The 23893-nt window shown below is 35.7% G+C and carries 22 protein-coding genes; 20 read left to right on the top strand and 2 right to left on the bottom strand.

Annotated elements, in window-relative coordinates:
- The first annotated feature begins 9 nt into the window (after positions 1 to 9).
- The 15 genes from ELD05_RS09255 to ELD05_RS09185 all read left to right on the top strand — a co-directional run bounded on the left by ELD05_RS09255 (position 10) and on the right by ELD05_RS09185 (position 17786).
- Positions 10 to 795, top strand: coding sequence for a phosphatidate cytidylyltransferase (locus ELD05_RS09255; RefSeq protein WP_127352195.1), 786 nt, complete (start codon positions 10 to 12; stop codon positions 793 to 795).
- A 26-nt stretch (positions 796 to 821) separates the two neighbouring features.
- Positions 822 to 1988, top strand: a complete 1167-nt coding sequence (locus ELD05_RS09250) for a 1-deoxy-D-xylulose-5-phosphate reductoisomerase (protein WP_127352194.1) — start codon at positions 822 to 824, stop codon at positions 1986 to 1988.
- Entirely contained in the window at positions 1985 to 3037 is a 1053-nt protein-coding gene (gene rseP, locus ELD05_RS09245) for an RIP metalloprotease RseP (RefSeq protein WP_241243459.1), read from the top strand. Before ELD05_RS09250 ends, rseP begins: the two co-directional genes overlap by 4 nt.
- A complete protein-coding gene (ispG, locus tag ELD05_RS09240; protein ID WP_127352193.1) occupies positions 3034 to 4077 on the top strand; it encodes a flavodoxin-dependent (E)-4-hydroxy-3-methylbut-2-enyl-diphosphate synthase in 1044 nt (347 codons plus the stop codon). Before rseP ends, ispG begins: the two co-directional genes overlap by 4 nt.
- A 19-nt stretch (positions 4078 to 4096) precedes the next feature.
- Positions 4097 to 4765: a glycosyltransferase family 2 protein gene (locus ELD05_RS09235; protein ID WP_127352192.1), complete on the top strand. Its 669-nt coding sequence runs from the start codon at positions 4097 to 4099 to the stop codon at positions 4763 to 4765.
- Positions 4762 to 8970, top strand: coding sequence for a PolC-type DNA polymerase III (locus tag ELD05_RS09230; RefSeq protein WP_127352191.1), 4209 nt, complete (start codon positions 4762 to 4764; stop codon positions 8968 to 8970). Before ELD05_RS09235 ends, ELD05_RS09230 begins: the two co-directional genes overlap by 4 nt.
- Before the next feature lie 31 nt (positions 8971 to 9001).
- Positions 9002 to 9637 carry a thiamine diphosphokinase gene (locus ELD05_RS09225; protein WP_127352190.1) on the top strand — a complete coding sequence of 212 codons (636 nt, stop codon included), beginning with the start codon at positions 9002 to 9004 and terminating at the stop codon, positions 9635 to 9637.
- Between the two features lie 63 nt (positions 9638 to 9700).
- Positions 9701 to 9976, top strand: a complete 276-nt coding sequence (locus ELD05_RS09220) for a GlsB/YeaQ/YmgE family stress response membrane protein (RefSeq protein WP_011917851.1) — start codon at positions 9701 to 9703, stop codon at positions 9974 to 9976.
- 196 nt (positions 9977 to 10172) lie between these two features.
- Positions 10173 to 11285 carry an ABC transporter ATP-binding protein gene (locus ELD05_RS09215; RefSeq protein ID WP_011917850.1) on the top strand — a complete coding sequence of 371 codons (1113 nt, stop codon included), beginning with the start codon at positions 10173 to 10175 and terminating at the stop codon, positions 11283 to 11285.
- Positions 11286 to 11422: 137 nt separating this feature from the next.
- Positions 11423 to 12517, top strand: a complete 1095-nt coding sequence (locus ELD05_RS09210; protein WP_127352189.1) for a PucR family transcriptional regulator — start codon at positions 11423 to 11425, stop codon at positions 12515 to 12517.
- Between the two features lie 22 nt (positions 12518 to 12539).
- On the top strand, positions 12540 to 13259 hold the full coding sequence (gene ftsE / locus ELD05_RS09205; RefSeq protein ID WP_127352188.1) for a cell division ATP-binding protein FtsE: 720 nt from the start codon (positions 12540 to 12542) through the stop codon (positions 13257 to 13259).
- Positions 13216 to 14100, top strand: a complete 885-nt coding sequence (ftsX, locus tag ELD05_RS09200) for a permease-like cell division protein FtsX (RefSeq protein WP_127352187.1) — start codon at positions 13216 to 13218, stop codon at positions 14098 to 14100. The genes ftsE and ftsX overlap by 44 nt, the downstream gene beginning before the upstream one ends.
- 36 nt (positions 14101 to 14136) lie before the next feature.
- Complete coding sequence (locus ELD05_RS09195; RefSeq protein WP_127352186.1) at positions 14137 to 15276, top strand: murein hydrolase activator EnvC family protein; 1140 nt, start codon at positions 14137 to 14139, stop codon at positions 15274 to 15276.
- Positions 15277 to 15291: 15 nt separating this feature from the next.
- Entirely contained in the window at positions 15292 to 16470 is a 1179-nt protein-coding gene (locus ELD05_RS09190) for a S41 family peptidase (RefSeq protein WP_127352185.1), read from the top strand.
- A 20-nt stretch (positions 16471 to 16490) separates the two neighbouring features.
- Positions 16491 to 17786: a PDZ domain-containing protein gene (locus ELD05_RS09185; protein WP_045165051.1), complete on the top strand. Its 1296-nt coding sequence runs from the start codon at positions 16491 to 16493 to the stop codon at positions 17784 to 17786.
- A 68-nt stretch (positions 17787 to 17854) separates the two neighbouring features.
- On the opposite strand, the gene ELD05_RS09180 is transcribed toward ELD05_RS09185, so the two are convergent.
- A complete protein-coding gene (locus tag ELD05_RS09180) occupies positions 17855 to 18115 on the bottom strand; it encodes a hypothetical protein (RefSeq protein WP_127352184.1) in 261 nt (86 codons plus the stop codon).
- 164 nt (positions 18116 to 18279) lie between these two features.
- On the opposite strand from ELD05_RS09180, the gene ELD05_RS09175 reads away from it, so the two are divergent.
- Positions 18280 to 19194, top strand: coding sequence for a M23 family metallopeptidase (locus tag ELD05_RS09175; protein WP_127352183.1), 915 nt, complete (start codon positions 18280 to 18282; stop codon positions 19192 to 19194).
- 39 nt (positions 19195 to 19233) lie between these two features.
- Here ELD05_RS09175 and ELD05_RS09170 read toward each other — a convergent pair whose 3' ends face one another.
- Positions 19234 to 20346 (bottom strand): MGDG synthase family glycosyltransferase, encoded by a 1113-nt coding sequence (locus tag ELD05_RS09170; RefSeq protein WP_127352182.1) that lies wholly within the window; start codon positions 20344 to 20346, stop codon positions 19234 to 19236.
- A gap of 129 nt (positions 20347 to 20475) precedes the next feature.
- Between ELD05_RS09170 and ELD05_RS09165 the strand changes: the two genes are divergently transcribed.
- From ELD05_RS09165 to gpr, 4 genes are all read left to right on the top strand, one after another.
- Positions 20476 to 21033 (top strand): cell wall hydrolase, encoded by a 558-nt coding sequence (locus tag ELD05_RS09165; protein ID WP_127352181.1) that lies wholly within the window; start codon positions 20476 to 20478, stop codon positions 21031 to 21033.
- 55 nt (positions 21034 to 21088) lie between these two features.
- Positions 21089 to 22489 (top strand): germination protein YpeB, encoded by a 1401-nt coding sequence (gene ypeB, locus ELD05_RS09160; protein ID WP_127352180.1) that lies wholly within the window; start codon positions 21089 to 21091, stop codon positions 22487 to 22489.
- 79 nt (positions 22490 to 22568) lie between these two features.
- Entirely contained in the window at positions 22569 to 22742 is a 174-nt protein-coding gene (locus tag ELD05_RS09155; RefSeq protein WP_011917838.1) for a small, acid-soluble spore protein, alpha/beta type, read from the top strand.
- A gap of 135 nt (positions 22743 to 22877) precedes the next feature.
- A complete protein-coding gene (gpr, locus tag ELD05_RS09150; RefSeq protein ID WP_127352179.1) occupies positions 22878 to 23861 on the top strand; it encodes a GPR endopeptidase in 984 nt (327 codons plus the stop codon).
- Positions 23862 to 23893 lie beyond the last annotated feature (32 nt).

Genomic DNA, 23893 nt, shown 5'->3' with positions numbered 1-23893 from the left:
GGAAAGATTATGAAACAAAGGATAATTACAGCTATTTGGGGTATAGCTTTAGTTGCTGCAGTAAATATCTTAGGTGGTATTCCACTCAAAGTTTTTGGAATTGTTGTCGCAGTGGTTGGGATTTATGAATTTTTGTCAGTTTATAAAATTGAAAAGTACATGATGTATCTGAGCATGCTTGCGAGCATTATTTTTTTTATAATTCCAGTTGATTTTTCGCAGAAGACTTTTATACTCTTCATTACTCTGTTTTTATTTGCGTTTATAGAGAGTTTCAAAAATGAGGTTGCAGCAAAGAGCATAGTATATTCTATTTTTTCCTTCATATACGTGGTATTACCTATTTTCTTTTTGGTTTCCCTTTATAATTTTGAAAATGGCAAAAAACTTATTTGGCTTCCTTATCTTGTATGCTGGGCAACTGATACTTTTGCGTATTTTATTGGTATAACATTTGGCAAACGAAGAATGTGGAGCAGTATAAGTCCCAAAAAGAGCTTAGAAGGATTTATTGGTGGGATGATTGGTGGTATAATTGCCGTTTGGTTTTATTTAAGTATTTTGTGCTACGCGAAGTTTGACTTTAAAGTTTTTATAACTGGTTTGATTGCAGGTGGGAGTCTTTCTGTTATTGCTCACACGGGTGATTTGTTTGCTTCTATGCTAAAAAGAGAGCAGAACAAAAAAGACTTTGGCTATATTTTACCGGGACATGGTGGTGTTCTTGATAGGTTTGACAGCTTGATAATGGTTGCACCAGTAATATATCTTCTTGCTAAGATAGGAATATTTTGATACTACTTTTTAAAGGAGCGAAGGATATGACAAAAAGGATTTGCATCTTAGGGTCAACTGGTTCAATTGGACGTCAAGCAATAGATGTTGCAAAAAGGTTAGGAATAAATGTGGTAGGACTTTCTGCATATCAGAATATTGGAATGCTTATATCACAAGCAAAAGAGCTGAATCCTGAGATTCTTTGCATAGGTGATGATAGGAATTATTCTATTTTAAAAGAGCAATTTCCTGACAAGATAGTTGTAGCAGGTCAAAAAGGACTGATTGAGCTTGCAACTTATGAAAATGCTGACCTTATTGTAAACGCATTAGTGGGAATATCGGGGTTAGTTCCAACCATTGAAGCAATAAAAGCAGGTAAAAAGGTTGCACTTGCTAACAAAGAGACACTTGTTGTTGGCGGAAAAATCATAAAAGAGATAATCAAGGATAAATCAAGTATCTACCAAGACTATGTTTTAATTCCTGTTGACTCAGAGCACAGTGCAATCTTTCAGTGTCTTGTGGGTGAGGATAAAAAGGATGTCAGAAGAATAATATTGACAGCCTCAGGCGGACCATTTAGAGGTAAAAAATTAGACCAACTAAAAAATGTCAAAATAGAAGATGTGCTTTCGCATCCTACATGGAGAATGGGGAAAAAAATAACAGTTGATTCTGCAACGCTAATTAACAAGGGTTTTGAAGTTATTGAAGCAATGTTTTTCTTTGACAAAAAAACTGATGAGATTGATGTTGTAATACATCCCCAAAGTATTATACATTCAATGGTGGAGTTTGTTGATGGATCTGTAAAAGCTCAGATTTCAAATCCAGATATGCGACTTCCAATTGAATACAGTTTAACATATCCCAAAAGGGGTATCTGTTTAATAGAGCCTCTTGACTTTAGCAAATTAAAGCAGCTTACATTTGAAGAGCCTGATTTTGAGACATTCTTTTTGCTCAAGCTCGCATATGATTGTGCACAAAAAGGGGAAAGTTATCCAGTTGTTTTAAATGCGGCTGACGAAGAAGCAGTTAAATTTTTCTTGGAGGGGAAGATAACATTTGTTGATATGATGAATTATGTAGCAAAGGTTGTTGAGAACCACAGGCCACAACAAATCAATTCAATTGAGGACATCTTAGAGGTTGATAAAATAGCAAGGATGGAACTCAAAAAAATAGTGGAAGGTGAGATGTCTTGATAAATCTTTTGATAGCTTTAATTGTCCTCACAATTGTGATACTTATTCATGAATTTGGTCATTTTATTGTTTGCAAATTATCAAGAGTACTTGTAGAAGAGTTTGCCATTGGGTTTGGTCCAAAGATTTTTAGCATCAAAGGTAAAGAGACAGAATATTCTGTAAGAGCTTTTTTAATAGGCGGCTATGTAAGACCTCTTGGTGAGGACCAGGAAGTAGACCATCCACGTGCACTAAATAAAGCAAAAGTTCATAAGAGAATTTTGATGGTGTTAATGGGTCCATTGATGAATTTTGTCCTTGCAATTGTCATCATGATGGGTATAGGCTATTTTGTTGGTTTTGGAACAAATATAATTGGTAAAGTTGAGCCTACTATGCCTGCATATCAAGTAGGAATAAAACCAGGAGATAGAATAATTGAACTTGATGGCAATCGTGTATTTGTATGGGACCAGGTAAGCTTCTATTTAGCAGTTCATAATATGCTCTACAAAGACAAACCTCTTGAAGTTAAAGTTTTAAGAGATGGTCAGGAATACAGTTTCTTTGTTACTCCAAAATATGATCCTAATACAAAGTCAAAGCGAATAGGTATATCACCCAAAATTTCACAGAAGAATTTTTTAAATAGCGTCTATTATAGCATATTTGCCACATATGCTGAGATTAAGGAGACTATTTATGGAGTTGTTTTAATATTGTCGGGCAAGGTATCTGGGTCTGAGGTAATGGGACCTGTTGGAATAGTAAAAGCAATTGGGCAGGCGGCAAATGCTGGGTTTAAGCAAAACTTTATAAGCGGGCTTTTAAACATTTTGTGGCTTATGCAGCTCATTTCAGTAAACCTTGGTGTTATAAACCTCATTCCGTTCCCTGCGCTTGACGGAAGCAGACTTGTGTTTTATTTATACGAAGCAGTAGTGGGAAGGCCATTTAACAGGGAAAAGGAAGCGCTGATTCATACAATTGGGTTTGTGCTGCTCCTTTTACTACTTGTAATTGTCACTTTCAATGATATCAAAAACATCATAATGCCCGGAAGGTGACATGTTTGACAAAAAAAATAAAGATAGGCAATCTTTATATTGGTGGCGGTGAGCCAATTAGGATTCAGTCAATGACAAATACAAAGACAAAAGATGTTGAAAAGACAGTTGAGCAGATACTCAGACTTGAAAGTTTGGGCTGCGAAATAATAAGAGTTGCAATACCTGATATGGAAAGTGCAAAAGCTATTGAAAAAATCAAGGCTAAGATTCATATTCCGATTGTTGCTGATATTCATTTTGATTATAAACTTGCACTTGAAGCTATTTACAATGGAGCTGATAAGATAAGGATTAACCCTGGTAATATTGGAGGACCTGAAAAGGTAAAGAAAATAGTTGATGAAGCCAAAAGGTATGGTATTCCTATCAGAGTTGGGGCAAACTCAGGCTCTCTCCCAAAAGAGATATTGGAAAAATACAAGTCACCAACGCCTGAAGCAATTGTTGAGGCAGCCCTCAGCCAGGTAAGGCTTTTGGAAAGTTTTGAGTTTGACAATATTGTAATATCTGTAAAGTCATCTGACGTTTTGACAACTATCAAAAGCTATGAAATTTTGTCAAGAAGGACAAGCTATCCACTTCACGTTGGGCTTACAGAAGCAGGGACATTTATTGCAGGGTGTGTAAAGTCAAGTATTGCAATTGGCCATCTGCTTCTTCAAGGTATTGGAGACACAATAAGGGTGTCTCTTACCGATGATCCTGAAAAAGAGGTAACTGTTGCAAAAGAGATTCTAAAGGGGTTAAAATTAAAAAAGGGTGTAAATATAATCTCATGCCCAACTTGCGCAAGGTGTAACGTAGATTTAATCAAGATTGCAAATGAGGTTGAAAAGAGAATTGGAAATTTGGATTTAGACATTAGCATTGCAATAATGGGCTGTGCAGTAAACGGTCCTGGTGAGGCAAAAGAAGCTGATATTGGAATTGCCTGCGGCATTGGAGAAGGACTTTTGTTTAAAAAAGGAAAGATTGTAAAGAAGGTAAAAGAAGATGATCTTGTTGATGAGCTGATACGAGAGATTTATTCTCTTTGATAAAACATGAGGTGAAATGATGAATAATAAAGTTGTTTGTTTGATTCCTGCGTACAATGAAGAAAAAAGGATAGGGTCGGTTATAGAGGTTGTGAAAAAATGCAAGCTTGTTGATGAAATTTATGTGATAGACGATGGCTCTGAGGACAAGACAGCAGAGGTTGCAAAAGAAAAGGGCGCACATGTTTTGAAACTTTACCAAAATATGGGTAAAAGCTATGCGATCTTCTACGGTGTTGAAAATACTCAAAGTGACATAGTTTTAATGCTTGATGCTGACCTTATAAATCTCAAGGTTGAAGATGTTCAAAACCTTATTTTACCTGTTTTAGAAGATAAAGCTGATATGACAATAGGGATATTTTCTGAAGGCAGGTTTTCTACAGATTTAGCTCAGAAGATTTCACCCTTTTTGTCTGGTCAAAGATCAATAAAAAGATGGGTTTTTGATAAGATATTAGAATCAAGAAAAGACATTAAAGATTTGGGCTATGCAATTGAGATTATCTTGACAGAATATGCAAAAAAACTGAACTTAAGAGTTTTGACAGTTGAACTGCCACATGTTTCCCATGTTATGAAAGAGGAAAAGCTGGGATTTTTCAAAGGTGCTCAGCACAGAATGAAGATGTATAGAGAAATAATTAAAGGATACGTCAATCTCAAAAAAAGTAGGGATGAGGCATGAGTGAGGTAGCTTATTTACCACTCAAACCTGTCAAGGTTGAGTTTGACAAAGCGAATAAGTGTCTGAAAATATACATTGATGATATTGAGGGGTTAGATGAAATAAATTTAATTGAACTTGAAAGTAGATTCAAAAATTCCTTGGATATTTGCGAAGATGTAGAGGTTAAACTTCTGAATAACAAGGTTGCGAATATAAAAGAACTTTTACAGAAACACAAATGGTTTTTGGTCTATAAGATATCAAAAAAATGCAATGGGCTCAAAGCATTCTTGAAAGAGTGCGAGATTACTTTAGAAGATGACAAGCTCGTATTTTTAGTTCCTAATGGGATTAGAGACATAATGCTTGAAAGAAGGTTAGATGTGCTTGTCAAGAATATTTTAAGTGAAGAGTTTGGCTGCAAGTGTGATGTTGAGTTTAGGATTAAAGACTTTTATATTCACTTTGACTTTGATAGTGAAATTGAAAGCTATTTGAAAGAGTCTGAAGAGAAGAGAAAGGAAAAGGAAGCGAAAGAAGCCGATAAAAAAGATATTCAGCAAGATCCAGATGTCATCTTTGGCAAAAGAATTAACGAAAAAGAAGAAATAACTCCTATTTCTTTAATAAAGGTAGGCAGCAAGTGTATAATTGAGGGTGAAGTTTTCAATATTGAGATAAAAGAGACAAAAAACCAGAATATACTCGTTTACAAACTGTATGTCACAGACTACAACACCTCTACTTATGTCAAAATTGTTGCCAAAAAAGACAATATCCCAACTTCAATTTCTGTGGGAGATTATATAAAAGTTGAAGGAAACGTTGAGTTTGATGAGTTCGAAAAGGCAATTGTTGTAAACGCTAAGAATGTAAACAGAGCTGTGAAACCTGAAAGGCTTGACACAGCTGAGGTAAAAAGGGTAGAACTTCACGCCCACACAAAGATGTCTACTATGGATGCTGTGTGTTCAGCAGAAGAGCTTATAAAGACTGCTGCAAAGTGGGGACACAGGGCAATTGCAATTACTGACCATGGTGTTGTACAAGCATTCCCAGAAGCCCAGGAAGTGAGTAAAAGTGAAGGTGTTAAGGTTATATATGGAATGGAATGCTATCTGATTGACGACGGTGTACCTGTTGTATATAATCCGAAAGAAAACCAGAGCTTAGACACTACTTTCGTAGTTGTTGATATTGAGACAACAGGTTTTGACAACCAAAAAGACAGGATAATTGAGATTGGAGCTGTGAAGATAGAAAACGGCGAGATTGTTGATAGATTTTCAACATTTGTGGACCCAGAAGGAAAGATTCCTATTAGAATATCTGAACTAACAGGCATTTACCAGAATATGGTAGATAGTGCTCCAAAGCTTTCAGATGCTATACTGGAATTTGAGAAGTTCTGCAGTGGGGCCATTTTGGTTGCACACAATGCACAATTTGACATTGGATTTTTGAAGAGATCTTATCAAGAATGTGGTCTTATCTTTGACTATACATATATAGATACATTAGAGCTTTCAAGAAGGGTGCTTACAGATTTGTCTTCGCATAAGTTAAACAAAGTGGCAGAATTTCTAAATATTGAACTTAAACATCATCACAGAGCAGACTCTGACGCTGAAACTACTGCAAAAATCTTTATAAGCCTGATTGAAAAATTAAAAAGTCGAGGATATAAGTATTTAAAAGAACTTAATGCTATTGAGACAAATACAAAAGCAGATTTGAAATCGCATAGCTACCATGCCACAATACTTGTAAAAAATCAGCAGGGGCTCAAGAACCTCTATAAGCTTGTTTCATATTCTCATCTTGAGTATTTTTATAAACGTCCAAGAATTCCCAAAAGTGTCTTAATACAGCTGAAAGATGGTCTTATTTTAGGAAGCGCATGTGAGTCAGGAGAAATTTTCAGGGCGATTATGGAAGGGAAAAGCGATGAGGAGCTTGAGAAGATAGCATCACTTTACGATTTTCTTGAGATTATGCCTGTTGAGAATAACTCTTTTTTGATTAGAGAAGGATATTTAAAAGATGAAGAGCAGCTCAGACAAATCAACAAAAAGATATATCAACTTGGGAAAAAAGTGAACAAGTTAGTTGTTGCAACATCTGATGCACATTATTGCCATCCTCATCAGAGAATCTTGCGGCAAATTCTAAAGCACAACCAGGGATATAATGATGTAGAAAATGATCCTTACTTGTACTTTAGGACAACTGATGAGATGTTAAAAGAGTTTGAATACCTTGGCAAAGAAGCAGCCTATGAGGTTGTTGTTGAGAACACCAACAAAATTGCTGATATGATAGAGGATGTAAAACCAATACCTGATGAGACATTCCCGCCAAAGATTGAAGGCGCTGAAGAAGAGATTTACAACATGACAATGAAAAGAGCTCATGAGATATATGGAGAACCGCTTCCGGAGATTGTTAAGCAGAGACTTGAAAAAGAGCTAAATTCTATCATAAAAAATGGGTTTGCTGTGATGTATTTGATTGCGCAAAAGCTTGTGTCAAAGTCGTTGTCAGATGGATACTTGGTTGGTTCACGTGGTTCTGTTGGTTCATCACTTGTTGCTACGATGTGTGGAATTACAGAGGTAAATCCACTGCCACCGCACTATGTTTGTCCAAACTGTAAGTATTCTGAGTTTGTGACAGATGGAACAGTTGGCTGTGGTTATGACCTTGAGGACAAAGACTGTCCAAGGTGTGGTACAAAACTTAGAAAAGACGGACATGATATACCATTTGAGACTTTTTTAGGTTTTGATGGTGACAAAGAACCTGATATAGATTTGAACTTCTCAGGTGAGTATCAGCCCATTGCACATAAGTTCACAGAAGATCTTTTTGGACAGGGTTATGTTTTCAGAGCAGGTACAATCTCAACTGTTGCTGAAAAGACTGCACATGGGTTTGTTACAAAGTATGCAGAGGAAAAAGGACTGAGCTTGCACCCGGCAGAGGTTTTAAGACTTTCGCAGGGCTGCACAGGTGTTAAACGTACAACAGGCCAGCACCCAGGTGGGCTTATGATTGTTCCAAAAGACAAAGAGATTTTCGACTTTACACCAATTCAGCATCCTGCAGATAGCGAGGACAAAAGTGTAATTACAACCCACTTTGACTATCATGCAATCTCTGGAAGATTATTAAAGCTTGATATACTTGGTCATGACGACCCTACAGTTATAAGAATGCTTCAGGACTTAACGGGAGTTGACCCGCGATCAATCCCACTTGATGACAAAGCCACTTTGTCAATCTTTACAAGTACAGAAGCGCTTGGAATTTCTCCTGAGGATATTGACTGTGAAGTTGGGACTTTTGGCATACCAGAATTTGGGACAAGATTTGTAAGACAGATGCTGATAGAGACAAAACCAAAGTCGTTTGCTGAGCTTGTTAGAATATCAGGGCTTTCCCATGGAACAAATGTGTGGACAAATAACGCACAGGACCTTGTCAGAAACGGCATTGCAACGTTAAAAGAGGTAATCTCCACTCGTGATGACATAATGCTATACCTTATTCAAAAAGGTGTTCCGCCGAAAGACAGTTTTAGAATAATGGAGGATGTTCGAAAAGGGAAGGGTTTAAAACCAGAAGACGAAGAGCTTTTGAGAAGCTACGGTGTGCCAGAGTGGTATATAGAAAGCTGTAAGAAAATCACATACATGTTTCCAAAGGCTCACGCTGCTGCTTATGTCATGATGGCATTTAGGATTGCCTACTTTAAGGTTCATTATAAAGAAGCTTTCTATGCAACATACTTCACAGTCAGAGCAGATGACTTTGATTATGCAACCATATTAAAGGGAAGAGAGTTCATAAGACAAAAGATAAGAGACATGGAGAATAGAATGAATACCCTATCTCAAAAGGACAAAAACCTTCTGACAGTGCTTGAGATAGCAAATGAGATGTTAGCAAGAGGTCTTAAGTTTTATCCTGTTGATTTGAACGAATCAGATGCAGAAAAGTTTATAATAAAAGATGGGGGACTTTTGATTCCATTTAATGCCTTGCCGAACGTTGGAATTGCTGCTGCACGAAATATTGTTGAGGCAAGAAAGGAAGGAAAATTTTTGTCCATTGATGACCTTCAGAGAAGAGCAAAACTAAATAAACAGGTAATTGAGATATTGACACAGTACAAGGTTTTAAAGGATTTACCTCAGACAAGCCAGCTAAGTTTCTTCTAAAATTTGGAAAAATATGGAAAGGGATATTGAGATGAGAGCGATTATTATATCAAACGGCAGTGTGGAAGATAAGGCTTTTTATGAAGAATATTTAAAAACGGCAAATTTTGTTATTTGCTGTGACGGCGGCGCGAATGTTGCATACAACTATGGTTTTTTGCCAGACTTGATATTAGGCGACTTTGACTCTGTTGACAAAGATGTTTTGGAATATTTTAGGTGTAGAAATGTAAAAATTATGGAATTTCCACGTGAAAAAGACAAAACTGATACCCAGATTGCGGTTGAGTACTTAGTTGAAAGAGGTTTTGATGAGATAGTGATGCTTTCTTGCACAGGAAGAAGGATTGACCATGTGCTGGCAAACATCACACTTTTATATTATCTACTTGAACGCAATATAAAAGGTCTTATTGTTGATAATAATAATATCATTACAATGACAAAAGACAAGATAAAAATAGAAGGAAAAAAAGGACATATTCTATCTTTGCTACCATATACAAAAACAGTAAAAGGTATCTCAACTAAAGGTTTGTATTATCAACTAAAAGATGGTAGCATGGAATTTGGCAATCCCTATGGTGTATCAAATGTTATTATAGAAGATGAAGCAATTGTTGAGGTAGAAGATGGGGTATTATTGGTAATATTATCAAGTGATTAAATTCGATAAAAGTAATCATACTAAAGAGTAGAGGTGCTATTTTAAAAAAGGGGGTCAAAGCTGATGCTCGGATTTATAATGACCCTGATTGTTGCAGCAATTGCAGGTTATATTGGTGATGCACTAACCAAGTACAAGATGCCAGGTGGTTTTATTGGAGCAATGATTGCAGGGCTTGTTGGTTCATGGATTGGAGCATATATCCCATTTTTCAGAAAACTTGGTCCTGTTATAGCCGGAATTCCGATTATTCCAACCATACTTGGCGCTGCGATATTCATCTTTGTGTTAGGACTGTTTAGAAAAGGTGCTGAAGAGGCAACCAAATCACAACAATAGTAACAATTGGCTGATAAGGTACAACTCCTTATCAGCCTTTGTTTTTGGTAAGATAGTTTAGACATGTTATCTAAAAGGTTTTTGAAAAGTTTGTTTAAAAAATCAATAGTTTTTAGTCGCAAATAATTGTATAGTCTATATTAGAAGAAAATTTTTGCGAATTAATATACAATACTATGTAGGAGGTAAAAGTTTAATGGCAAGTGTAAGATTAAAAGGTGTTTATAAGAGATATCCTGGTGGTGTTACAGCTGTTTCTGATTTTAACCTTGACATTGAGGACAAGGAATTTATAGTATTGGTTGGACCATCTGGTTGTGGTAAGACAACAACTCTTAGAATGATTGCTGGACTTGAAGAGGTCACAGAGGGCGAAATCTACATAGGGGACAAGCTGGTAAATGACGTTCCTCCAAAGGACAGAGATATTGCAATGGTTTTCCAGAACTATGCTTTGTATCCGCACATGACTGTTTTTGAGAATATGGCATTTGGTCTTAAACTCAGAAAATTTCCAAAAGATGAGATAAAGAGACGTGTTCATGAGGCAGCAAAGATTTTGGGCATTGAGCACTTGCTTGACAGAAAGCCAAAGGCTCTGTCTGGTGGTCAGAGACAGAGAGTTGCGCTTGGGCGTGCTATTGTCAGAGAGCCAAAGGTATTCCTGATGGATGAGCCTCTTTCAAACTTGGACGCTAAGCTCAGAGTCCAGATGAGAACAGAGCTGTCTAAACTTCATAAGAGACTTGGAACAACATTCATCTACGTTACACACGACCAGACAGAAGCTATGACAATGGGTACAAGAATTGTTGTTATGAAAGATGGATTTATTCAGCAAGTAGACACTCCACAAGTTTTGTATGAGCAACCTGCAAACCTGTTTGTTGCTGGCTTTATTGGTTCACCTCAGATGAACTTCATTGAGTCAAGAATTGAGCAAAAGGATAAGAACTTGTACGTTGTATTTGGTAACAATGCAATAAAACTTCCAGAAGGAAAGGCTAAGAAGGTTGAAGAGCTTGGCTATGTTGGTAAAGAGGTTATAATGGGTATCAGACCTGAGGACTTACACGATGAAGAGATATTCCTGCAGACAGCTCAGGATGCTGTTGTTGATGCCCATGTTGATGTTGTTGAGATGCTTGGTTCTGAAACACTTCTCTATGTAGTTGTTGATGGTCTTAACCTCATTGCAAGAGTTGACCCAAGGTCAAAGACAAAAGCTGGTGACAAGATTAAACTTGCATTTGATGCCAACAGAATTCACCTGTTTGACAAAGAAACAGAAAAGGCAATTGTTCACTAAGCAAAAGAAGAATAAGCCCTTGCCAACATTTAAAAGTGGCAGGGGTTTTTTGTTTTCAAAAACCTTTTACAATCGCAAAGAAAAAAAGTATAATAGATGTATAAAATACTATTGAGAAAAGGGTGAGGTATAACGTTATGATGACACAAAAGGTGATTGATGTGTTAGAGCAAGCAAAAGATATCATCGAGGATGAATTCGGATATATAGAAGCTGATGGAAGAGTTGTTTATAGTTCAAACCCACTTTCTCAAAATAGAATCAACACTGTTGCTATTGACATGATAAAAACAGACACAGATCTTGAAATCTTTGAAGGACGCACATATAAGGTTTTTAGAACCCAAACAGACACATATGTACTGTATATAAACAACACAGAACCACATGCTGAAAAGCTTTTGGACATGCTTAACCTTGTTGTGATGAAGGCAAAAGAGCCTGCTTCTGCTTATGATAAGAAATTGTTTATCAAGAATCTATTGTACGATAACATTTTACCAGGTGAAATTTACACAAAAGCAAGAGAACTGCATATCGCAACAGGTGCGACACGGGTTGTTTTTGCTATATATATTCCAAATGCAAAAGAAATCAAAGATATTAATGTTGGAGAGATTTTGACAAGCATCTTTCCAAAGAGCACGAAGGATTTCATTATTCAGCTTGACAATAACATACTTGTGTTCATAAAAGAGTTAAAGCCTGGTTCTACTGATGAGGACGCCTATAAGGTAGCAAGGATTATACTTGATACTCTTAACTCAGAGCTTCTTTTGAAAGCATATATTGGAATTGGCTCAGTTGTTGATGATATAAAAGAACTCTCGATGTCATATAAAGAAGCTGAAGCAGCGCTAAAAATTGGTTATATATTTGAAAAGGACAAATATATAGTAAGCTATCACAAACTTGGGCTTGGAAGGCTCATATACCAAATGCCAACAAAGCTTTGTGAGATGTTCTTAGAAGAAGTCTTCAAGGACGTAAAACTCTCTGACTTTGATCCAGAGCTAATACAGACTGTTGAGATGTTCTTTGAGTGCAACTTAAATGTGTCAGAAACAGCAAGACAGCTTTATATCCACAGGAATACGTTGGTATACAGGCTTGATAAGATTGAAAGAATGATAGGGCTTGATTTGAGAAAGTTTGAGGATGCTATCATCTTTAAGATGGCTATGCTTGTGAATCAATATCTTGAATATACAAAGGGGAATATAACATTTTAGAGAATATTGCAGGTGAATTTAGATGGTAAAGTTTATAAATGTGAGCAAAAGGTATCCTAATGGGGTACTTGCGCTCAGTTCAGTAAACCTGACAATAGAAAAAGGAGAGTTTGTATTTATAGTAGGTTCAAGTGGTGCGGGGAAATCTACGTTGGTTAAACTTCTTTTAAAAGAGATTGAACCAACCGAAGGTGAGATAATCGTTGGAGAGTACAATCTAAATAAACTTTCTAAGAGAGAAATACCTTATTACAGAAGAAAGATTGGCATTGTATTTCAGGATTTTAGGCTTTTACCGAACAAGACTGTGTATGAAAATGTTGAGTTTGCTATGCAAATAACAGGGGCACCTTCAAAGCTTATCAGAAGGCAAGTTCCTTTTGTACTGTCGCTTGTTGGGCTTGCGCACAAGGCAAAATGTTACCCGCACGAACTTTCAGGTGGTGAGCAGCAGCGGGTTGCCTTGGCGCGAGCAATTGTCAACAAGCCTTCGTTGCTAGTTGCTGATGAACCAACTGGAAATCTTGACCCTGATACCTCGTGGGAGATAATGAGACTTTTAGAGGATATAAATAAAAGGGGTACGACAGTTTTAGTTGCAACACATGCAAAAGAGATTGTGGATAGCATGAGAAAAAGAGTTGTTGCAATTGACAACGGCAGGATTGTCAAAGACCAACCTAAAGGGGTTTACAGCTATGAGACTTCAGACGTTCAAGTACTTTTGCAAAGATGGATTTAAGAATATATTTTTAAATAAGACCATGGCTGCTGCTTCTATCTCAATAGTGGTAGCAGCCTTAACTGTGGTTGGGGTTTTCATTGCAATTGCGTTGAATTTGGAGTATATTTCAGAGCAAATAGAAAAGACTGTTGATATAAGAGTAATTCTCCATAAAGGTCAAGAAGATAAAGTACCTGTGATAGAAGAGTTTTTGAGAAAGAATGCACAGGTTCGAAGTTATGATTATATAAGTCCTGAAATGGCGCTTGAAGATTTCAAAAAAAAGCTTGGAAAGAATTCTTTTCTTTTGGAGGGACTTGAAAAAGACAATCCTCTTCGGGGTTATTTTATTGTAAGTCCTGTAAAAATAGAATACACAAAAGAGCTTGCAAAAGCATTAGAAAATTTACAAGGAGTTGCTCAGGTTTACTTTCCGTCTCAAACGGTTGATAAGTTAAAGAGGATAATGAAAATACTAAATATCTTGTGTATAGCTTTGATCTTAGGTCTGTACATGGTAGCAGTATTTATAATAGCAAATACAATAAAGATTACCCTTTTTGCAAGAAGGAGAGAAATTTCTATAATGAGATATATTGGTGCAACAAATCGGTTTATAAGCGGTCCTTTTGTTGTTGAAGGCTTTATAATTGGAATACTGGGAGCAACTTTTGCATATGCTGTAGTGCTTTTAATATATCATTACTCGATAAAGTACCTCTCGCAAACAATCGCCTTTGTGGATTTTGTTAATATCTCTACTTATAAGTACAAGATATTAGGATTGTTTATTCTAACTGGAAGCATGGTTGGCATTTTAGGAAGTCTAATTTCGCTAAGAAGATATCTCAAAGCTTAATATAGCCTCTTTTTTCTGAAGAGGAGGTTTTTTACTTTGGTGAGAAAACTTAAAATTGTAATTTTATTTTTGGTTTTTGTTTTGTTTTTTGAAAGTGCTATATCTGATACACTGAAAGATTATCAGAACAAACTCAAATCTGTTGAGAAAAACAAAAAGAAGACTCAGCAAAAGATTACTGAAATAAAAAATAAACAGCAACAGGTTTTAGATCAGATAGATGATATTGACAGGGAGATTGACAAAACAAAAAGCCAAATTGATTTGTTAAAAAACAATATCCTTATTGTTGAGAACAGGATTAAAGATACCCAAGAGCAACTTCAACATGAGCAGGCAAAAAAGGAGGCATATTACCAAAAGTTCAAAGACAGAATCAGAGCAATATATGAGATGAACAATGTTTCGGTTTCGTACATAGAGATTTTGCTTGACTCGAAAAATTTGTCAGACTTTTTTACAAGAATGTATCTTTTTAACGATATAATTGAGTATGATAAGCAAATACTAAATGAGTATACAAAATCTATTGAGAATATAAAAAAGAAAAAGGCAGAATTAGTTTTGCTAAGACAAGATTTGAATAACAAAAAAGCAGAACTTGAAAAATATCAAAATTCGCTCATTGCTGAGCAACAAGAAAAGAAGAAGCTTTTGTCTGACTTAGAAAAAGAGCAGGACAAGTTAGAAAATATGCTTGATGAACTGGAAAGAGTTTCGAATGAACTTTCCAAAAAGATAAAAGAGATTTTGGCAAGACAAAAGACAAAGCGAATATATTCAGGTGGAAAGCTTTTATGGCCACTTGAGGGTTACTATGATATATCATCATATTTTGGGATGAGATTTCATCCTATTTTGAAAAAGAACAAGATGCATACAGGGATTGACATTGCTGCACCTTATGGTACAAGGGTTTTAGCAGCAGCTGATGGTGATGTGATCTTAGCTGGATGGGTTTCTGGATATGGGAAAACCATTATTTTAGACAATGGAAGTGGTATTAGTACGCTTTATGCTCATCTTTCTTCAATAAATGTCTCTGTTGGGCAAAAGGTGAAGAAAGGCGAATGCATAGGCAATGTTGGTTCAACCGGATATTCAACAGGTCCACACCTTCATTTTGAAGTGAGAATCAACGGCGATGTTGTCGACCCATTGAATTATCTGAAATAAGGGGCTGAAGAAAACATGAAAAAAAGACTCAATACTATAGCAATAATTTTGATAACTGCAGTGGCAACATATATTTTTACAACATATCTTTACTTTGGAAGTCCACTTTATACCAATAATTTGGTAACAAATCCCAAGCTCTCTAAGGTTATCTGGCTTTTAAAAAAGTACTATTATGAACCAAAGGATATTAGCGACCAAAAATTAATAGATGGTGCAATTGATGGGATTGCTGCAAGTGTGAATGACCCTTACACCGAATACTTTACAAAAAAAGAATTTAACGAGTTTGTGATTCAGAGCAAAGGAACATACTTTGGAATTGGTATTAAAATAGAGCCAGGTGAGCATTATATAGAAGTTGTAACCTCTTTTGAGGGCTCGCCTGCATATATGGCAGGTATAAAGCCGGGTGATAAGATTATAAAGGTAAATGGCATTAGTCTAACTGCAAAGGATATTGACAAAGCAGCTAGTCTTATGAGAGGACCCAAAGGCACACCTGTTACTGTTACAGTTCTTCGCGATGGCAGTTCAAAACCAATAGATTTTAAGATAGTTAGAGACGAAATAAAGATAAAGACAGTGAGTAGCAAAATCTTTGATAATACCATAGGGTATATAAAGATAACAAACTTTGACGAAAACACTCCACAAGATTTTATGGCCGCGTATGATAAACTCAAAAGTAGCGGGTGCAGAGCTCTTATTATTGACCTTAGATTTAACCCTGGTGGACTTTTAGAGTCTGTTGTTGATGTTGCAAGCAACTTTCTCAAAAAAGGAGAGCTTATAGTCTATCTTAAGGATAGATATAATAACAAGCAGTATTTTAAATCGTATAAAAATGGAGACACTGTAACACCTCTTGTTGTCTTGACAAATAGATATTCAGCCTCTGCTTCAGAGATTTTAGCCGGATGTTTAAAGGACCAAAAAAGAGCTAAAATTGTAGGTGAGAAGACTTTTGGAAAAGGTGTAGTTCAACAGGTATTTGAACTTGGTGATGGGTCAGCAATAAAGATAACAGTTAGTCAATACTTGCTTCCAAGCGGTGCATATATCAACAAGAAAGGGATAAAACCTGACATTCAGGTTTTACAGCCAAAAGAGTATCAGGACAAAATGAACGTGCCACTGAATAAGGACTTGCAGCTTAAAAAGGCAATTGAAATTCTAAAAAGTAGCATTTGAGAAGATTTGAGGTGCAGTTTATGTTTAAGTTTTTCTGGCAGATATTTGAGCTAACAGGGCTTAACATATTTAGCCTTCTTTTTAGTTGGAATTTCTGGGTAATAATTATTTTAATAGCGTTTTTATACAAAAGAGAGCAAGAATTTGAGCAAAATGTGTTGGGCTATAATCGAAGGACATTAATTTACAAAGTGATTGAGTCGTCTATTGCAGGGCTTGTAGGTGGGTATATAGTGAGCTTAATTGTTCTATTTTTTGGAATAGTGGTTGATGTAGATAGCTTTCTTTATCTTTGGTATATTGCATTGATTCTTGCTCTTATAAATCCAAGGTATCTTTGTTTTTCATATTCAGCAGGAATTATTTCAATAGTATCTTTGATATTTAAAAAACCAGCTGTAGATATTTCTGGGATACTATTAATTGTTGCAATTTTGCATTTTGTTGAGAGTCTTTTAATATTTTTAGACGGTTTTAGAGGAGCAATACCTGTTGTAATAAAACGAAGAAAAAAGGACGAATCTACCGGGTATTTAGATAACCATTCGATTACAGGTGCTTACCTTATGCAAAGGTTTTGGGCTATTCCGATGGTTATTATTGCGCTTAACTTTCAGGTATCTGCACCCACAGTAAAGATTAATTTGTTTGAACCTTCATGGTGGCCTTTGTTCAAACCCCAGCAGGTAACTCCTACTACTTTGCTTCTTTTGACACCTATTGTAGCAGCACTTGGTTATGGCGATTTGGCTGTTTCTGATGAGCCACATGTGATTAGCAAAAAGAGTGCGTTTACCTTAAGTATATTTAGCATTGTACTTTTTGTTTTAAGTGCACTTTCATATAGAATCTATGCTTTTAAATGGATTGCAGCTTTGTTTGCACCTATTGCTCATGAGAGCATAATACTTTTTCAGCAAAAAAAGCAAAAAGAGGGAAAATCAATATTTGAGGCAGAGGAGAATACAATCAAGGTGTTGTATGTTGAAGAAAATAGCGTTGCTGAAAAGATGGGAATTAGACCGGGTGACACATTGATTTCTATAAATGGTGTTTTAATTCAATCAGAAAACGAACTTGAGAGGATATTTTCAGATGCCCAGATTTATATGTGGGTGAAGGTAAAGGATAAAAGAGGGAAAATTAAAGAGCTTTACTATCAGGATTATGAAAATGGGATAAGAAACCTTGGTATAATAGTCATTACCAAAAATGTGATGCCAAACTATGAAATTGACACTGAGGGTTACTTTATATTTATTAAAAGTATAGCCAGCAAAATAAAAAGGTTTTTGTTCAATAATAAAGGAACCTAAAAAAGTTACTTTTAAAACACTTTACAAAGAAAATAAGGGCAAGGCTGAATTCAAAATAGCTTTGCCCTTTAATTTTTTGTCTTTGCCAAGTAGTCAATTATAATAGCAGCTGCCAACCCTTCTATGAATATGTAAAGTGAATTTTGCAAAAGCCCCTGTGACAAAGTTTTTAAATCAATCTTATCAGACACATAGTGCAAAGATAGAAAATAGAACTTTATACCAAGCAAAAGCATTATAACAGAAATTGTTCCTATGATTAACAAAATCTTTTTTGAAGTAGATGAAATCTTTCCAAATAGTCTTTTCTTTGTATTTCGCCTTTCCATTGTTTGCACCTCATTCTAAGTTGACATAACTGATTTTTAAATAAATCATATCAAATCCTCTTCTAATATTCAAAGAAAAAATATGGATATTTAAGATGTTATTTATGTATAGTTTGAGAAATAGCTGGCAAGAATATTTATATGGAAGGAGGTGCAAAGTCAAGATGAATAAAAAGGATTGGAAAGAAAGATTGATAAACTTTTTTGACACCAAAGGATTTTATATAATTGTGGTTGTTTGTCTTTTTGTAATTGGTTTTTCAATTTATACAATTGCAACTACTGATTTTACGAAGTATGAGGTTGAAGAAAAGCAAGATAATAATGTAAGCCTGAACAACAGCGATACCTCTAATGCAATTCCACAAGTTGGTATGCAAGAAGTGACCAAACAAGATAAATTAAAAAATAGCCCTGCAACAACTGAAAAAACAGGAAATAAAAATGTATCTCAAAGGAAATCAGAAGACAATACCCAAAGTATTCATAGCTCAAACTCAGCTTACAGTTCAAAAAAGAATGAAAGTTCTTTAACAACTAAGAATGACGCCGCAAGCAATGCTAATAAACAACAGCATGCACAACAAAAGGCTAATACAACTGCAGAGGAAAATCAGGGAAGAAATAGCTTAGGAGACGAAATAGAAGTAATAAATCCTCTTGTGTTCAAGCCTATATATCCTGTTTCTGGCAAGGTAATCAGAGAGTTTTCTGACCAGTCACTTGTGTACTCTAAAACCTTAGATGAATGGACAGAACATTCAGGCATTGATATTCAAGCAGAAGAAGGTAGCGATATAAAAGCTTGCTTTGACGGCACTGTAATTGACTTGGGCGAAGACCCTCTTTATGGAAAATATGTTGTAATTGACCATAGTGATGGATATATTTCAAAATACTTTAACTTGAAAGATTTAAAATATGTCCAAGTTGGAGACATAGTTAGGCAAGGGCAAAAAATTGGTGAGGTGGGGACAAGCTCTAATATAGAATACATGGACCCACCACATTTACACTTTGAGATTTTATACAACGGTGAGAACCAAAACCCAGCAAGATTTTTGCCACAACCACAATAAAAAAGAGAAATCTTTTTATAGAAAGGGGAATGGGGCCTTTTAGAGCACCATTCCCTTTATAAATTCCACAATGTCATTTGATGAATTTGGCTTTGCTAAAAATGAACACGCAAGTTTCATATGTTCAAGCCTTTGAGGATTGTTTATTATTTGGTTAAAAACTATATCAAAGCTTTCAATATTTCTTACATAAGCGGCAGCGCCGTTGTTTATAAGATAAAAGGTATTTCTCTCTTCTTGTCCAGGAATTGGTGATATCAAAATCATTGGAAGTTTACGAGAAAGTGCTTCAGCACAGGTAAGACCACCAGGCTTTGTAATCAAAATGTCACTTATTGCCATGAGCTTGTCTATAAAGCTGATAAAACCAAATACAACTACCTTTCTTCCAAAATTTCTTTCCTCCAATGATTTCTTTAATGTTTTGTTTTTCCCAGTAACAACAATTATTTGATAACTCTCGTCACATATGTGGCAAACCATTTCAACTATATCCTCAATATTTCCAAGCCCTAAACTTCCACCCATAATTAAGATTGTTGGGTTGTCTTCAAGGTTTAGCTCAGATAAGATTTGTTTTTTTTCATAATTTATTGAGAAAGAAGGGTTAATGGGAATACCAAGAGGTATTACCTTTTTTTCTGAGGCTCCTTTTTTCACCGCTTCATAAACCAAATTCTCATGGTGGACAATTATATAGTCTGCATACTCATTAATCCAATAGGGGTGTATTGTAAAATCTGTAACTATGCTGATTATAGGGACATTTATGTTTCCACGTTTTTTTAGCTGACTTACCATATCAATTGGTGACGGATGAGTTCCAATTATTACATCAGGGTTTAGTTCAGAAATAATGTTGTAAAGCTTATAAAATGCAAAATAAAATTTTTCATAAATTGCCTTGCTAAAACGTGTAGGTGGGTCTTTGTCTGTTGAATCATAAACAAGACCGTATATAAATGGAACTGTTTTAATAGCTTTTAAATATGTTCCAACAGCCAACTTATCTAATATTGGGCTTATAATCTTAAGGGTGTCTACAATTTCAACTTTGGCTTGGGGATCTTTTTGCAAAAATGCAGTTTTCAATGCGTTTGAAGCAGCAAAATGTCCACCACCAGCATCAAGACTCAGTATCAAAATGTTCATGTTTTTTCTTACCTCATTTTCTCTATTGAAAACTTAATTTTAAATTTATTTTATCACAAAGCTGAATAATAAAAATAAGCTTACAAAAAATAATTTTAAAAAGATTTTTGACTTGGGGGTTTTGGAAAGGTGAGCAAGCTACTAAAAAAATATACCATTTTCATTATCTTATTGATAATAGGATTTCTCTTAAGTATCTACTCTGCAAAGTTTATTTATGATATTAAAAGGGCAAATGATGAAAAAATTGAAAGAAGACTTGAAAAAGCCCTTGAGAAAAGTGAAAAAGAACTGCAGCAGGATTCTCTTGCAACTCAAGCATCAACAAATTATCAAAACAAAGATTTGTATTTATTAGCAAGAGTTATAAATGGTGAAGCAAGAGGTGAGCCATATATTGGTCAGGTAGCAATTGGAGCGGTTATAATCAATAGAACAAAGCATCCGGGTTTTCCAAAGACAATAAGTGGTGTAATTTACCAACCTGGTGCCTTTACGGCTGTAACAGATGGACAAATTAATGCGAAGCTTGAACCCACTGCACTAAAAGCTGCAAGAGATGCGCTAAATGGCTGGGATCCAACGAATGGATGTATTTATTATTACAATCCTGCAAAGACTACAAATAAATGGATATGGAGTAGAAAGGTTGTGCTTGTAATTGGTAAACACAGATTTGCAAAATAGCAGGTTTAAACTCCATAGATTCAAATTTTATAAAACTTAAAGAGGTGATTTTGATTTGAGTATTTTAGGCGGATATAAGGAATTAAGAGAAAGACTTAAGAGTGTGAGACTTTGGAGTATTATGGCAGTTGTAATTGGAGTTTTAGTGATTGTAGCCCTTTGGGGAGTAAATCAGTATCGAGGTAAAGCAAACTATCACAATTACCTTACTAATATGTGGCACAGGGCCTTTTTTGATATGGTGGGGTATGTTCAAAATATTCAGGCACTTTTGTCAAAGGTTGAAATATCAAGCGATGACAGACAAAGAGCAGCTTTATATACAGAGGTTTGGCGAAATGCCTTTGCTGCACAGGAAAACCTTGGTCAGCTTCCAATAGAAAACAACGTTGCACTTGAGAGGACAGCAAAGTATCTGACCCAGGTTGGTGATTTGAGTTTTTCGCTTTCTAAGCAACTTATGAACGGCAAAAAGGAAACCAAAGAACAAAGAATACAACTTGCAAAACTTCGCAGCTACGCTGATAAGCTCAGTAAAAACTTAAATGAACTTGCAATTGAAATAAGCCAGGGGAAACTTAGATGGGGTGAGGTCAGAACAGTTGGAACGTCAAGGTTTAGAAGGATTAGCCAAAATGTCACCAGTAGCCATATGCTTGCAGTAGAAGCAGGTTTTAAAGACTATCCAACGCTGATATATGATGGGCCTTTTTCTGACCACATTGCAAGGCAGGTACCAAGAGGACTCCCAGATAATGTAATCAATAGAGATGAGGCGAAGAAAATTGCACTTGATTTTTTGAATATCAAAAAAGCTGACATGATTAGCTACTTGGGGCTTTCAGGTGATAAGATTAAAACCTTTAACTTTGAGATAATCCCTGACAGAAGGGCAAGAGATAGAACCATCACAGTAGCAGTTTCTAAAAAAGGTGGTAAAGTTATCTGGATGATAGATAACAGAGCTACTTCTGCACCAAAGATTGGTGTTTCAAGGGCAAAAGAAAATGCTTTGAAATTTTTAAAGAGCAAAGGATTTACCAACATGATAGATACTTTTTATCTAAAACAAGACAACACAGCACTTATAAACTATATCTATCAGCAAAATGGTGTAAAGATATATCCTGACATGGTTAAGGTGCGAATAGCACTTGATACAGGGCAAGTGGTTGGTTTTGACGCAACAGCATATTATATGTCTCATACCAACAGGAAAATTCCAAAACCAACAATAACTGAAGCACAAGCAAGAAAACTTGTGAGCAAGAACTTTGATATTCAGAGTGTGTCACTTAGCATAATTCCACTTGAGTCGGGCAGAGAGGTTTTCACATATGAATTTATGGGAAAATATGACAGAAAATATTTTGCAGACTATATTAATGCGATTACAGGTAAGGAAGAAAATATCTTAGAGATAATAAAAGATCCAAATGGTATTTTATCAATGTAAGAAAATGTGTTAATAAAAAGGATATTTTCTTGGGCATATTAAAGATTGCGGTGACAAAACCGCAAAGGGGGTTATTGGCTTGGCAAGGCAAAAAGTTATGTCAGAAGAACTTAAAATGGAGATAGCAAAAGAACTTGGAGTGTACGATGTAGTCACAAAGTATGGTTGGGGAGAGGTAAAATCGCGCGACTGTGGTAACATCGTCAGAAAAGCTATAGAGATGGCAGAAAGAGCCTTGAAAGAAAAGCAATAACCCCTTTTTAAAAAAGGGGAACTGTGGCAAAACATTTTGCTGCAGTTCCCTTTTGAGATGTTTTTAAGGTTTAATAATTTCAAAAGTGTTGATAATAATATTTCAGAATAAAGTTTTTGTAAAGGAGAGCGATCAATGTTTAAAATTCATACAGACCTTGCACTTGAAACAAGAGAAATTGTTCAAAAAGGTTTGGGGAGAGAAATTGAAGGTGTTGAAGTTGAAGAGAGAAAAGAGTTTGATGATAAAATAAAGGTAACCAAAGTGAAAATAAACTCAGTCAAAGGTGAGGCAATTTTACAAAAGCCTATGGGGAACTACATTACAATTGAAGCAGATGGCTTGCGTGATGAAGATTTTGAAGTACAAGAAAAGGTATCAAAGATATTAGCTGAGGAGTTAGAAAGCTTAATGAGATTATCCCAGAAAAGCACAATCCTTGTTGTGGGGCTTGGTAACTGGAACGTGACACCTGATTCACTGGGACCAAAAGTTGTTTCAAAGGTTTTAATTACGCGTCATTTATTTGAGTTTGTACCTGAAAAAGTCCAAGACAGGCGTATTCGTTCTGTGTGTGCCATTTCTCCAGGTGTTTTGGGTATTACTGGAATTGAAACAAGCGAGATAATTCACGGGATTGTTCAAAAAATCCATCCTGATTTGATAGTTGCCATTGATGCTTTGGCGTCACGCAGACTAGAAAGAATCTCAACAGCTATACAGATAGCAGACACTGGCATTTTTCCTGGTTCAGGAATTGGCAATGAAAGAAAAGGCATTACACAGCAGACAGTTGGTGTTCCGGTTGTTGCTATAGGTGTTCCTATGGTTGTTGACGCTGCAATTATTGCAAATGATGCAATAGACCTTTTACTTGAAAGACTCAAAAATGAAACAGAGAGATCTTCGCCTTTGTACTTGCTTCTTGAGAGCATACCTGATGAAGATAGGTTTAATCTAATCAAAGAGGTTATATTTCCATATTATGGAAATTTATTTGTCACTCCCAAAGACATAGACAGGATTGTTGAGAATATCTCTACAGTAATTGCTGATGGTATCAATATGGCAATTCATCCAGAGGTGAAAGAGAATGACCAGTTTAGATATGTCAATTGAGGTTTTTACCAAGAAGGAATAAATTCTTTTTT

Source organism: Caldicellulosiruptor changbaiensis (assembly GCF_003999255.1).
GTDB classification, from domain to species: domain Bacteria; phylum Bacillota; class Thermoanaerobacteria; order Caldicellulosiruptorales; family Caldicellulosiruptoraceae; genus Caldicellulosiruptor; species Caldicellulosiruptor changbaiensis.
This window is presented reverse-complemented; position numbering and strand designations above follow the sequence as displayed.

What these genes read in the sequence shown, in the direction of transcription:
- ftsX (WP_127352187.1), top strand. Translation starts at nt 13,216, where the DNA reads ATGAGACTTCAGACGTTCAAGTACTTTTGCAAAGATGGATTTAAGAAT.
- ELD05_RS09230 (WP_127352191.1), top strand. Translation starts at nt 4,762, where the DNA reads ATGAGTGAGGTAGCTTATTTACCACTCAAACCTGTCAAGGTTGAGTTT.
- ELD05_RS09220 (WP_011917851.1), top strand. Translation starts at nt 9,701, where the DNA reads ATGCTCGGATTTATAATGACCCTGATTGTTGCAGCAATTGCAGGTTAT.
- ELD05_RS09175 (WP_127352183.1), top strand. Translation starts at nt 18,280, where the DNA reads ATGAATAAAAAGGATTGGAAAGAAAGATTGATAAACTTTTTTGACACC.
- ELD05_RS09235 (WP_127352192.1), top strand. Translation starts at nt 4,097, where the DNA reads ATGAATAATAAAGTTGTTTGTTTGATTCCTGCGTACAATGAAGAAAAA.
- ELD05_RS09255 (WP_127352195.1), top strand. Translation starts at nt 10, where the DNA reads ATGAAACAAAGGATAATTACAGCTATTTGGGGTATAGCTTTAGTTGCT.
- ELD05_RS09180 (WP_127352184.1), bottom strand. Translation starts at nt 18,115, where the DNA reads ATGGAAAGGCGAAATACAAAGAAAAGACTATTTGGAAAGATTTCATCT.
- ELD05_RS09185 (WP_045165051.1), top strand. Translation starts at nt 16,491, where the DNA reads ATGTTTAAGTTTTTCTGGCAGATATTTGAGCTAACAGGGCTTAACATA.
- ftsE (WP_127352188.1), top strand. Translation starts at nt 12,540, where the DNA reads ATGGTAAAGTTTATAAATGTGAGCAAAAGGTATCCTAATGGGGTACTT.
- ELD05_RS09170 (WP_127352182.1), bottom strand. Translation starts at nt 20,346, where the DNA reads ATGAACATTTTGATACTGAGTCTTGATGCTGGTGGTGGACATTTTGCT.
- gpr (WP_127352179.1), top strand. Translation starts at nt 22,878, where the DNA reads ATGTTTAAAATTCATACAGACCTTGCACTTGAAACAAGAGAAATTGTT.
- ELD05_RS09190 (WP_127352185.1), top strand. Translation starts at nt 15,292, where the DNA reads ATGAAAAAAAGACTCAATACTATAGCAATAATTTTGATAACTGCAGTG.
- ELD05_RS09215 (WP_011917850.1), top strand. Translation starts at nt 10,173, where the DNA reads ATGGCAAGTGTAAGATTAAAAGGTGTTTATAAGAGATATCCTGGTGGT.
- ELD05_RS09250 (WP_127352194.1), top strand. Translation starts at nt 822, where the DNA reads ATGACAAAAAGGATTTGCATCTTAGGGTCAACTGGTTCAATTGGACGT.
- ELD05_RS09210 (WP_127352189.1), top strand. Translation starts at nt 11,423, where the DNA reads ATGATGACACAAAAGGTGATTGATGTGTTAGAGCAAGCAAAAGATATC.
- ELD05_RS09225 (WP_127352190.1), top strand. Translation starts at nt 9,002, where the DNA reads ATGAGAGCGATTATTATATCAAACGGCAGTGTGGAAGATAAGGCTTTT.